The organism is Mycobacterium aquaticum (assembly GCF_002086485.1).
GTDB classification, from domain to species: Bacteria; Actinomycetota; Actinomycetes; order Mycobacteriales; family Mycobacteriaceae; genus Mycobacterium; species Mycobacterium aquaticum.
On sequence record NZ_MVHF01000069.1, the window covers coordinates 21,434 to 33,219 of the forward strand.

At 67.5% G+C, this 11,786-nt stretch carries 11 protein-coding genes and 1 pseudogene; 4 read left to right on the forward strand and 8 right to left on the reverse strand.

The features are described 5' to 3' along the window. Positions 1 to 2 precede the first annotated feature (2 nt). Positions 3 to 857, reverse strand: coding sequence for a helix-turn-helix transcriptional regulator (locus tag BST13_RS36500; RefSeq protein WP_083170837.1), 855 nt, complete (start codon positions 855 to 857; stop codon positions 3 to 5). A gap of 86 nt (positions 858 to 943) precedes the next feature. Between BST13_RS36500 and BST13_RS36505 the strand changes: the two genes are divergently transcribed. Together BST13_RS36505 and BST13_RS36510 are read left to right on the forward strand one after the other, a co-directional pair. After that, positions 944 to 1,720 carry an SDR family NAD(P)-dependent oxidoreductase gene (locus BST13_RS36505; RefSeq protein ID WP_083170838.1) on the forward strand — a complete coding sequence of 259 codons (777 nt, stop codon included), beginning with the start codon at positions 944 to 946 and terminating at the stop codon, positions 1,718 to 1,720. Positions 1,721 to 1,821: 101 nt separating this feature from the next. Then, positions 1,822 to 2,775, forward strand: a complete 954-nt coding sequence (locus BST13_RS36510) for a hypothetical protein (RefSeq protein WP_083170840.1) — start codon at positions 1,822 to 1,824, stop codon at positions 2,773 to 2,775. 20 nt (positions 2,776 to 2,795) lie between these two features. Here BST13_RS36510 and BST13_RS36515 read toward each other — a convergent pair whose 3' ends face one another. The 3 genes from BST13_RS36515 to BST13_RS36525 form a co-directional block, all read right to left on the reverse strand. Continuing rightward, positions 2,796 to 4,349, reverse strand: coding sequence for an APC family permease (locus BST13_RS36515; protein WP_083170841.1), 1,554 nt, complete (start codon positions 4,347 to 4,349; stop codon positions 2,796 to 2,798). Continuing rightward, positions 4,349 to 5,236 carry a universal stress protein gene (locus tag BST13_RS36520; RefSeq protein ID WP_083170843.1) on the reverse strand — a complete coding sequence of 296 codons (888 nt, stop codon included), beginning with the start codon at positions 5,234 to 5,236 and terminating at the stop codon, positions 4,349 to 4,351. Before BST13_RS36520 ends, BST13_RS36515 begins: the two co-directional genes overlap by 1 nt. 110 nt (positions 5,237 to 5,346) lie before the next feature. Then, positions 5,347 to 6,216, reverse strand: coding sequence for a MaoC family dehydratase (locus BST13_RS36525; protein ID WP_083170844.1), 870 nt, complete (start codon positions 6,214 to 6,216; stop codon positions 5,347 to 5,349). A gap of 58 nt (positions 6,217 to 6,274) precedes the next feature. Here BST13_RS36525 and BST13_RS36530 point away from each other — a divergent pair, with 58 nt between their 5' ends. Next, a complete protein-coding gene (locus BST13_RS36530) occupies positions 6,275 to 8,320 on the forward strand; it encodes an SDR family oxidoreductase (RefSeq protein WP_095533863.1) in 2,046 nt (681 codons plus the stop codon). Between the two features lie 2 nt (positions 8,321 to 8,322). Here the strand turns inward: BST13_RS36530 and BST13_RS36535 are convergent, their stop codons facing one another. Next, entirely contained in the window at positions 8,323 to 8,712 is a 390-nt protein-coding gene (locus tag BST13_RS36535; protein WP_083170847.1) for a VOC family protein, read from the reverse strand. Between the two features lie 85 nt (positions 8,713 to 8,797). On the opposite strand from BST13_RS36535, the gene BST13_RS36540 reads away from it, so the two are divergent. Further along, a complete protein-coding gene (locus BST13_RS36540) occupies positions 8,798 to 9,829 on the forward strand; it encodes a nucleoside hydrolase (protein ID WP_083170849.1) in 1,032 nt (343 codons plus the stop codon). A gap of 6 nt (positions 9,830 to 9,835) precedes the next feature. Here the strand turns inward: BST13_RS36540 and BST13_RS36545 are convergent, their stop codons facing one another. The 3 genes and pseudogenes from BST13_RS36545 to BST13_RS36555 form a co-directional block, all read right to left on the reverse strand. Beyond that, entirely contained in the window at positions 9,836 to 10,627 is a 792-nt protein-coding gene (locus BST13_RS36545) for an MBL fold metallo-hydrolase (RefSeq protein ID WP_083170850.1), read from the reverse strand. Continuing rightward, on the reverse strand, positions 10,614 to 11,246 hold the full coding sequence (locus BST13_RS36550; RefSeq protein WP_083170852.1) for a TetR/AcrR family transcriptional regulator: 633 nt from the start codon (positions 11,244 to 11,246) through the stop codon (positions 10,614 to 10,616). The genes BST13_RS36545 and BST13_RS36550 overlap by 14 nt, the downstream gene beginning before the upstream one ends. A 39-nt stretch (positions 11,247 to 11,285) precedes the next feature. After that, a pseudogene (locus tag BST13_RS36555) lies at positions 11,286 to 11,786 on the reverse strand (DNA polymerase Y family protein); the annotation flags it as partial.

Consider the following 11,786-nt stretch of genomic DNA (forward strand, 5'->3'; position numbering starts at 1 on the left):
GCTCAGCCCGGTACGTCCATGCGTTGCGTGCCAAGAACCGCCAGCAGCCGCATCGCCTCTTCCGACGGCGAGCCCGGTTCCGGCGTGTAGATCACGACGCGTTGATCACGGTCGGCGATGTCGAGCGAATCGCAGTTGACCGCGACCGGGCCGACCACCGGGTGGGCGAACGTCTTGCACAGGGTCGGCCGGGACACGATGTCGTGCGCATTCCACAGCCGCGCGAATTCAACACTGCCGGACCGTAGTTCGGCGATCAGCTCGCTGGTCTCTTGGTCGTCGGGATACCGTGCGGCAGTGCCGCGCAGGTGCAGCGCAGCAGTGTGGGAGAACTCGTCGGCGTCGGACACGCCGTACAGCCGCCTCCCGTCCGCCGGATGCGGCCCGAGAAACGCCCGCCGCACCAGGTTGCGGTCCCGGCGCGACAACGCCGAGAAGTCCTCCATCAGCGCGCACGCCAAGTCGTTCCAGGCGAGCACCTCATAGGTCGCCGACAGCACGATGGCAGCGGCTTGCGGCAGCCGCTGGATCAGGTCGAGGATGCTCGGGCGAACCTCCCGCGGCGGCCCGGGTGGCCGCTCGAGTTCGACGCCGGCCAGCAGGTAGAGATACGCCCGCTCGGCATCGGAAAGGCGAAGTGCCCGAACCAGACCGGAAAGCACGTCACCTGACGGGTGCGGGGCCCTGGCCTGTTCGAGACGCGTGTAGTAGTCGGTCGAGATGAACGCCAGATGCGCGACCTCGTCGCGTCGCAGACCCGGGGTGCGACGCCGTTGCCCGACGGGCAGACCCACGTCCGCAGGCCGGATCCGCTCGCGCCTGCTGCGCAGGAACGCGCCGAGTTCTCGCTTGTCCACGCTGCCATTCTCCGTGGGACCGCCGACCGTAGCCAGGTACCGGTGATACCTGGATAAGGCCAGCGCGCGGCCGCAGGCTCGCTGTCATGACTTCTCCGACGAAAACCGGCCTGCTGGAAGGCAAGATCGCATTCATCACCGGCGCGGGTCGCGGTATCGGCGCCGCGGCCGCCCGCCTGTTCGCCGCCGAGGGCGCCACCGTCGTCCTCGCGGCGCGGACCGAGAGCGAGCTCAAGGCGGTCACCGAAGACATCCGATCCGCGGGCGGCAGTTCCGATTACGTGGTCTGTGACCTGGCCGACGGATCCAGTGTGCGGACCGCGGTACAGCGGGTCGTCGAGCTGTGGGGACGTCTCGACATCGCCTTCAACAACGGCGCGACGATCCAGCCGCCGGGACCACTGCACGAGGTGTCCGAGGACGACTTCGACCACGTCTACACGGTCAACCTCAAAGGCCTGTGGCTGGCGCTGTCCGCCGAGGTGACCGCGATCAGCGCGACCGCCAAAACCGGTGCAATCGTGAACAATTCCAGCGTCGGGAGCCTGCACAGCAATCCCGACCTGCCGGCCTACGGCGCGATGAAGCGCGCGGTCAACAGCCTCACCGAGTCTGCCGCCGTGAGCTACGGGCCGCAGGGTATCCGGGTCAATGCGATCGCTCCCGGACCGACCATGACGGAAATGATCCAGCAGTGGGAGGACGCGAGCCCCGGCGTGGTCGAACGGCTGATCGCGGACACGCCGCTGCGGCGCGCGGCGCGGCCCGACGAGATCGCGCAAGCCGCCGCCTGGTTGCTCAGCGACCGCGCGTCCTACGTCACGGGTACAACGCTGCGGGTCGACGGCGGGACCTGGGTGTGACCGAGGCGACCGGCACCGCTGAACCGCCCGATCAAGCTGCCAAATTGCTGTGAACCCCCTACGATGCTCGTGGGCTGGGGGATCGACTGCAAAGGACGGCAATGGCGTCAACGAAGTACATCGGTTATGTCGGCGGTGTGGCGGTAGCCGTGGGTGTGGGTGCGGCGATCGCCGCTGCCGGCCAGGGCACCGCCAACGCCGATGCGACCGACGGCGGTTCGACCGCCAAGGACGCCGGCACCAGTACGTCGGTCAACGCCGGGCCCAAGCGCACCCCCGCCGGCCCCGCCAAGGCACTGTCGAAGATCAACGACAATGTGGCGAAGGTCAGCGCTCAGGTCACCACGACAGCGCACACGGTGTCCACGTCGATCTCGGACTCACTGGCCAAGCCCGCCGCACAACCGGTGACCAAGGTCGGCAGCAAGCCGGACTTCGAGGCCAAGCAGGTCGACCGGCTCAAGAAGATGTTCGAGCCCAAGCAAACCGCCGCACCCCAAAAGCCCACCGCTCCGAAACCCGACAGCTCCGTCGACGCGCCGGTGTCGCGGGCGGCTGTGCAGGCCGACACGCCGGCACCGACGGCAGCGCCCGGCTGGAGCCCGAATCCGTTCCGCGCCGACGATCCGACGCCGACGAACGAGCCCGAGCTGGTGCAGCAGCTCAGCAGCACCCTGATCGGGATCACCCCGGAAGCGTTGCAGCCCTTCACCCGCGAAGGCGTGGAAGCCGGTTACCGGGTCAGCCAGATGGTGCCGTGGCTCAACATCGTCGTGCCTGCGACCAAGATCATCCCCAACCTGTCCCCCGCCCTGCAGAGCGGAGACGACGGCGCACGTGCTCGCCAGGTCATCGTCAACCAGCTGCTGATCACCACCCAGCCGGGCTCGCTCGCCTTTTACGGGTACGACGAGGTCGCCGATCTGCTCAACGTGGAGTACCCCGCCGACGATCTCAAGCAGCAGGCCTTCGTCACGGCATGGAACATCCTCGACCCGTTCCAGCTGGCGCACGTCGAGGGTGAATCGGGTATCGACCGCACCTACGCCGTGTGAGGCAAGGCCGTTCCGTCGCGCTACGCCATCGACGGGCTGTCATGGCGTAGCGTCTCGCCGCGGAAGAACGCCTCACTGCGGGAACGCCACACCAGCATGAGCACGGCACCGAGCAGCAGGATGCCGAATCCCATGAAGAACACCAGCCCGATACCGCCGATGGCGGCGCCGCTGCCGTTCTCCGGGTCCATGCTCTCTTTGATCGAGAACGCGAAGACGGCGGCGAGGATGATGCCACCGGTCAGCGGGAACAGCAGTTTGAACACGACGTTGTGGGCGCTGGTGAACAGCTCGCGCCGGAAGTACCAGACGCACGCGAACGCCGTGATGCCGTAGTACCAGCAGATCATGATGCCAAGGGCGGCAATGGTATCCAGCAGGGCGCTCTCGGAGAGCAGGCTCACCACGGTGTAGAAGACACCCGTGACCACGCCTGCGGTCACCGTGGCGAAGCGTGGCACCAGGAAGCGCGGGCTGACTTCGGCGAAGCGCGGTGGGAACGCCCGGTAGGCACCCATGGCCAGCATCGCGCGGGCAGCGGGCAGGAACGTGGTCTGCAGGCTGGCCACCGACGACGCCAGCACGGCCAGGAACAGGAACGGGCCGAGCCACTTGCCCAGCACCGGGTCGGCGAGGGCCGCGAAGACGTTGCTCTCGTTCTCCGGATTGCCAAGCCCGAGACCATCTTCGCCGACGCCTGCGTACATCATCACCGCGACCGCGATCAACAGATAGGTGGCCAGGATGGACAGCACGCACAGCAGCCCGGCGCGGCCCGGCACCTTCGTAGGGTCCTTGCTTTCCTCCCCCAGGGTCAGGCAGGTGTCCCAGCCCCAGAACGCGAAGATCGATCCGGTGACGCCAACCACGAAGGCGCTGAAGGTGAGTCCGGTGAACGGGTTGAACCAACCGAGGTCGAACGACAACCCGGCGGGCGCGGCACCGCGGCCCACGTGGATGAAGGCCATCACCGCGAAGCCCAGCAGCACCACCATCTGGAACCCGACCAGCACGTACTGCACCCGCTCACTGGTGGTGATGCCGCGGCTGGCGATAAGGGTCGCGATGGCCAGGAACACCAACGTGGTGGCGATGTTGATGGCCTTGTTCTGCGCAAGATCGGCTATCTGCGGGTGGCCGGCGACCCGGGCGATGAACAGATAGAAGAACTCGACGGCGATGGCCGCGAGGTTGGACAGCACGATGATGGTCGCCATCACCATGCCCCAGCCGCACATCCACCCGACGTAGGGCCCGAAGGCCTTGGTCGACCAGGTGAACGACGCACCACAGTCCGGGGCAACGGAATTCAGTTCCCGGTAGGCGTATGCGGTGAGGAACATCGGGATGAACCCGGCGATCAGGATGGCCGGCATCTTCAGAGCGACCGCCGCGACGATGAGCCCGATGCTGGCGGTCAGGGTGTAGCCGGGGGCGACCGACGAGATGCCGAGTACGGCACCCGAGAAGGTCCCGACCTTGCCTGCGGCCAGGCCCTTGGAAACCAGCCCTGCCGCTCCCTCTGCCACCTCCAGCTCGTGATGCGCCACGGATTCCGAAGGGGTTTCGGGCATCACTGCCCCTCGCCGTCGCTCACATCGTCGCGCGGCACCACGATCATCGGAACATCGACCACCCGCAACATCTTTGCGGCCGTGGAGCCGAGGAAGATGCGCTTGGGTGCGCTCAGCCGGCTGGAACCCACCATCAGCACGTCACCGTCATGCCAGTCGAGCTTGTTGATCGCAGCTTCCACGGTCGAGCCGGTCACCACCGTCGAGGTCACCGGAAAACCTTCGGGCAGACTGGATTTCGCTGTTTCCAGGGTTTCCCGGGCGTGATCCTGCGCGTGCTCACGAACGGCGTCGTCATCTGAGCGCAACGAACCGAAGGTGGGATCGAGCGCCACCAGCGACACCAGCCGCAGCGGTGTGCCTGCGGCCTTGCTGGCCCGTACCGCGGTGTCCAGCAACCGATCCGCACCCTTGCGCGTGCCGAGTGCGCACGTGACCTCCCGAACCCGTTCGATCGTCGATTGCCGAGTTCCACGGGGAGCCACCGCCACTGGGACCGGCGACGAATGCAGTAGTTCGTTGACCACCGAGCCAAGCGAGAAGCTGCCTGCCAGCCCGCCGCCGGAACCGCCGACCACGATGGCCTCGGCGTCGAGCCGCACCGCCTCGTGGATCAATCCGTCGGTGAACGATTCGTCGAAACTCAGATGGCTGTGGGCGACAACGTCGTCGGGCACCGAGGCGACCGCATCGGCGAGCCAGCCCTTGGCCTGCTCGGCGAGCACCTCTTCGTATCCGCCCTTGGGCACCAGTGCGGGCAGGCCTGTGTCTTGAGGTAAGACGATGCATATCTCGACTTCCGCGCCGAGCGTTCGGGCGAACCGCACCGCTAGAGCCAACGCGTCGGCGCCACCGGCTGTGGCGAGATATCCAACGACCAACTTCATCAGTCACCACCGTTCCCGCACTGCGTTGTGCGACCGTAGTCGCACAGATCCTGTCAACCCACGGCCTGGTTTTCAGCGCTTCGACGAAATTGCCCGCGCTGTGCGGACGATCAGTCGATGTACTCGGCGACGCCGTCGTCCAGCACCACTCGTTCGCCAGTGCCGTCCGGTGCCGCGGCGGCAGTGCGGAACACGGCCTTGCCCCCTGGAGTGCGCCAGATCGACGTGGTCAGCGTCTCCCCCGGAAACACCGGTGAACTGAACCGTGACGCGACGGCGCGCAGTTTCGTCGCGTCACCACCGCACAACTCGGCGACCAGGGCGCGCCCGGCCACACCGTAGGTGCACAGTCCGTGCAGGATGGGTTTCGGGAAGCCTGCGAGGTTCTTGGCGAACCACGGATCGCTGTGCAGCGGGTTGCGGTCGCCGGACAGCCGGTAGATCAGCGCCTGGTCCTCGCGGGTGGGCAGGGCCAGCCGGGCGTCGGGTTCGGATTCCGGGATCTCCGGGGCCGCCGGGCGCTGCCCGGGCTGTCCACCGAAACCGCCCTCCCCTCGAATCACCACGGTGGTAAGGGTTTCCACCAGTACTTCATCGGTCTCCGGATCGGTGCCGATGCCTTTGAACATCACCACGGCGTTCTTGCCCTCACCCTTGTCCTGGATGTCGGCGACCTCGGAGACCACCTTCAGTCTCCCGGCGGGCGGCAGTGGTTTCGTCACCCGGATCTCCTGGGATCCGTGCAGCAGCATCCCGAAGTTGAACGTGCCGATCTTGGCGGCCGCCGCGAAGGGCGAGCACGCGATGATCGCGTAGGTCGGCAGCACCTGCTGCTCGATGTCGTGGCTGTTCTCGGTGGTGAATTGCAGATCGTCGAGGCCTGCGCCGACGCCGATGGCGTAGAGCAGGGTGTCGCGGTCGGTCCATTCGAAGACGTACGGGTCGGTTTTCTCACCGATGGCGTCGGGGTTGATCGGCATGGTTCGGACGATAGACCGTCGGTTGACGTTTGCCCGATCAGGGGCGACCATGTCTGGCATGCGCTATGTCGTTACCGGCGGTACCGGGTTTATCGGACGCCGCGTCGTCTCCGAAATCCTGGCCCGCGATGCCTACGCCGAGGTATGGGTGCTGGTCCGGCGGGCGTCGCTGGCCCGGTTCGAGCAACTGGCCGGCGAGTGGGGCGGGCGGGCGAAACCGCTGGTCGGCGACCTGACGGCACCCGACCTCGGGTTGACCGACGCCGACATCGCCGACCTGAGCTCCGGCGACGACGGGATCTCGCACGTGGTGCACTGCGCGGCGATCTACGACATCACCGTCGGCGAGGCCGAACAGCACGCGGCCAACGTCGAGGGCACCCGCGCGGTGATCGGACTGGCCCGTCGGCTGGACGCGACGTTGCACCACGTGTCGTCGATCGCGGTGGCAGGCAGCTACCCCGGGGTGTACACCGAAGACGATTTCGACGTCGCGCAGGACCTGCCGACGCCCTATCACCAGACCAAGTTCGAGGCCGAGCTGCTGGTCCGCTCGTCCCCCGGATTGCGCTACCGCGTGTACCGGCCCGCGGTGGTGGTCGGCGACTCCACGACCGGCGAGATGGACAAGGTCGACGGTCCGTACTACTTCTTCGGCGTGCTGGCGCGGCTGTCCGCCCTGCCCAGGTTCACCCCGGTGATGCTGCCCGACTCGGGCCGCACCAACATCGTGCCGGTCGACTACGTTGTGCGAGCGCTCGTGCATCTCATGCACGCCGAGGGCCGCGACGGCGAGACGTTCCACCTGACCGCTCCGAAAACCATTGGGCTGCGCGGCATCTACCGCGGGGTGGCCGAGACGGCCGGGCTGCCTCCGTTGCGCGGGTCGCTACCGCGCGCCGCTGCGGCACCCGTGCTGCAGGTCAGCGGACGGGCCAAGACCGTGCGCAACATGGTGGCCACGCAGCTGGGAATCCCCGGCGAGGTACTCGATGTCGTCGACCTGATGCCGACCTTCACCGCCGAGCACACCACCGAGGCATTGCGCGGCACGGGTATCACCGTGCCCGAATTCTCTTCCTACGCACCACAATTGTGGCGGTACTGGGCACAGCATCTCAATCCCGACCGGGCCCGCCGCGACGATCCGGCCGGCCCGCTGGTCGGCAAGCACGTGATCATCACCGGCGCTTCCAGCGGCATCGGGCGGGCCTCGGCCATCGCGGTCGCCGAGCGCGGCGGCTGCGTGTTCGCGTTGGCCCGCAACGGCGAGGCGCTCGACGATCTGGTGTCCGAGATCCGCGCCGGAGGCGGCCAGGCGTACGCCTTCACATGCGATGTCACCGATTCGGCATCGGTCGAGCACACGGTCAAGGACATCCTCGGCCGGTTCGGCCATGTCGACTACCTGGTGAACAATGCCGGCCGGTCCATCCGTCGTTCGGTGGTGAATTCGACCGACCGGCTGCACGACTACGAACGCGTGATGGCGGTCAACTACTTCGGCGCCGTGCGCATGGTGCTGGCGCTGCTGCCGCACTGGCGCGAGCGCCGGTTCGGCCACGTGGTCAACGTGTCCAGCGCGGGTGTGCAGGCCAACAGCCCCAAGTACAGCGCCTACCTGCCTAGCAAGGCCGCGCTGGACGCCTTCTCCGAAGTGGTCGGCACCGAAACCCTCTCGGATCACATCACGTTCACCAACATCCATATGCCCCTGGTGAAGACGCCGATGATCGCGCCGTCGCGCAAGCTCAACCCGGTGCCGCCGATCTCGGCCGAACATGCCGCGGCGATGGTGGTCCGTGGGCTGGTCGACAAACCGGCCCGCATCGACACCCCGCTGGGTACGCTGGCCGACTTCGGCAATTACCTGACGCCGAAGCTGTCGCGGCGGGTGTTGCACCAGCTGTATCTGGGCTACCCGGATTCCGCCGCCGCCCGCGGTGAGGTGCTCCCCGAACCGCCCGGGCTCGCTGCGGTCAGCAGTTCGCCGATGCGCAGGCCGAAGCGTCCGGCCCGCACCGGCGCATCACTGCGGGTGCCGCGCGCGGTGAGCCGCCCGGTCAAGCGTGCGGTGCGACTCGTTCCGGGCGTGCACTGGTAGCTCTACGCTTGGGCCGCGGTCTCCCACAGCCCGAGAACGTTGCCCTCGGTGTCGGTGAAGTACGCGGCAAACCCCATCTCGCCCACCGGCATTTTCTCGCCCAGCTGCGCACCACCCTTGGACCGGATCGCCGTCAACGCTTCGTCGATGTTGGGCACCTCGATGGTGATGACGGGCCCCTGCGGGGACTCCGGTGCGCGTTCGAACATGCCCCCGCCGATGTATCCCGGTTCAGCGGGCATACCCGATTCGGAGACGGGGCCGGTCGCGACCCCGGTGTAGTTCATCTCCGGGTACTCGTTGAGCTGCCAGCCGAATACTTCCCGATAGAAATCCTTGGCCCGTGCGCCGTCACTGAACGGAACCTCGAAATGCACCACGCGACCGGACATCGATGCCTCCTCGATTGACCTGCACGTCGAAGTCTAGGCGTGCGGACGGCACCGGTCAGCCCCTATCGTTGGCGGCGTGACAGGAATGCCCGTGTTCGCTGATGTCGATACCGGAGTCGATGACGCGATGGCTCTGGTGTATCTGCTGGCCAGTCCCGACGCGGAGTTGGTCGGCATCGCGTCCACCGCGGGAAACATTGGCGTGCAACAGGTCTGCGTCAACAACCTGGGTCTGCTGGAACTGTGCCGGGCGGGCAGCATCCCGGTGTCCAAGGGCTCCGAGCATCCGCTGAGTGCTCCGTTGCGCACTGCGGAGGACACCCACGGCCCCGAGGGGCTGGGCTATGCCCGGCTACCGGCCACCGACCGGCAGCTGACCGCGCACGACGCCGCGCAGGCGTGGGTGGACGCGGCGAAGGCGCATCCGGGGGAATTGATCGGCCTGGCCACCGGCCCGCTGACCAACCTGGCCCTGGCGATGCGGGTCGAACCCCGACTCCCCCGCCTGCTGCGCCGGCTGGTCATCATGGGCGGAGCCTTCGACTACCGCGGCAATACCACGCCGGTCTCGGAGTGGAACATCAGCGTGGATCCGGAATCGGCGGCGGAGGTGTTGGGCGGCTGGGCCGCGGCATGGGGCACCGACGCGCCGGAACACCTGCCGATTGTGTTGGGGCTCAATCTCACCGAGAACATCGCGATGACGCCGCAACTGCTGAGCCGGCTGGCCGAGGCAGCGGCATCACCGACCGCGCCGATGAGCGAACTCGACGAACGCGGGACCCGCTCGGCGGCGGTCAATCCGCTGATCCGGGTGCTCGAGGACGCGATGCGGTTCTATTTCGAATTCCATTTCGACACCGACGACGGGTATCTCGCGCATCTGCACGATCCGCTGGCCGCCGCGGTGGCCCTGGATCCCGAGCTGGTGCAGTACCGGCAGACCACGGTCGACGTCGAGCTGACCGGCGCCTTGACCCGTGGGATGACGGTGGCCGATTGGCGCGGGCACTGGGGCCGGCCACCCAACGCGCTCATCGGTGTCCGGGTAGACCCGGCGGTGTTCTTCGACAGGTTCATCGACCGGGTCGGCCCGTTCGCGCAGCGGTTGGCATGAGTCCGCTCAGGCGGCCAGGTCGGTTGTGATGTCGGCGGCTTCCCCCGCCGCCAGGGCCACCACCTGGACCGGCAGGTGTTCGGTAGCCACCCCGAGGCGTTGCAGCGCATCGTCCTGCTCGACGTAGAACGGGGGCTGGTCGACGCCGAAGTGCATGGGCACCAAGGCTTTCGCGTGCAGGATCGCGGCCGCCTGGGCTGCCTGCTCTGGGGTGAGCACCGCAGGCAACGGGCTGGCCGGCTGCAGATGCGGGAAGTTCACCGCAGCCCCGTTGATCGGCAACACCGCGACGTCGATCGGGCCGACCCGGCGCGCGATGAGCCACCAATATCCGTGGAATATCGTGTCGCCGCCGTGGAAGATCCGCTGACCGTCGGCCTCGATGACCCAGTTCACCTGGGGGTCGCCGAGCCCGTCGACCGATGGCACCGCGGTGACGGTAAAGGGGCCGAGTTCGATGCGCTGCCAGTCGGAGACGGTGCGGACATCCAACGTGCTGGCGGCGAGTTGCGCTTCCTGTTCGGCGGTCCACGCCGATTCCTCGGCCGTTCCGATGAACGGCGGTGGGCGTAGCACGGTGCCTGTCGGTCCGACTGCGGATTGGATTGCGGGCACATCGGTGTGGTCGGCGTGTAAGTGGGTGACCAGAGCGGCCGCGGCGCTCTGCTGCGGGTCGAGCAGCGCTCCCGGCGGTAACGCCGAACTGATGATCTTCGACTGCCGGACGTAGTCGACGACCAGCGATGCACCTTGTGCACCGACCTCGATGCCTGCCCAGCCGAGTCTACGGATCTTCATGTGCGCGTGTCCTTTCCACGTCGATGCGGGATGTGATGGCTGCGGCGGCCCGGTCGTAGGCGGTGTCGTCGTCGAACAGCACGGCCTGTGAGTTCGCGGCGAGGGCGAAGGCGTCGAGTTCGAACACGAGCTGCGCCGGGTCGAGGTCTGCGCCGATCTCGCCGGCGGCCTGCGCCTCCCGCACGAGTTGCTGCTGCAGGCCCAGCCAGCTCAGGCGGCGTTCACGCAGCACATCACGCAGCGCGCCGTCGCGGGCGTCGTATTCGGCGGTGACGGCGGCGAAGAAACATCCGCCGGAGAACACGCGTCGGCGCGAATAGTCCATCCACTGCCGGTAGAGCGCCAACAGCCGAGGCATGCCTTTCGGCGCCGCCAGGGCGGGTGCGATCACCTCGGTGGTGAACACCTCCCCGGCGTAGTCCACCGCCGCGAGCTGCAGCTGCGCTTTGGATCCGAAGTGGGCGGCCACGTTGCTCTTGCTGGTGCCGCATTCTTGGGCCAGCCGGGCAATCGAAAGCCCTTCCAGCCCTTCGGCAGACGCGATGTCGGCAGCGCTGGCCAGGATCGCTGCGCGAGCGCGGGCACCGCGAGCAAGGCGGCCGTCGGAGATCTCCTCCATGCTGACAAACTATACGAACGATCGTTCATAGATCAAGACCTACTCATAAGCTCCCTCCAGGTACCACCGCCGTTGCCGGTAGCACAGCAGCAGCGCCAGGCCGTTCTCTTCGTCGCCCAGCAGCACCTGTGCCCGTGCGGTGCGCCCCGCGCCCCGGCTCTGCGGGTCCCACCACCGCTCGTCGACCGGCCACGGTCCGGCCCACCAACGCAGGCTGCCGTCCCGCCTACCCGCACCGGCCAGCCGGGCCGGATCCGCGGAGAACATCCCCCGGCTGGTGACTCGCACCGGAAGCCCTTGTCCGTCAAGGAGTTCCACCGGATCATCGAGCAGGACCGTCGGCGAGGGCTCGGGCAGTTGACCGGGCCAGGGCTGCCGCGGGTCGGCTCGCGGCACCGGCTCATCCCCCAGCGGCGTGAGGGTGATGCGTTCGGCAGGCCCGCGCCCACCGCTGAGCACCGGCACCTGAACCGCCTCCGGCCCGAGCAAGCCCTGCACCCGCACCAGAGCGCGCCGGGCCCGCAACCGATCCTCCCCGCC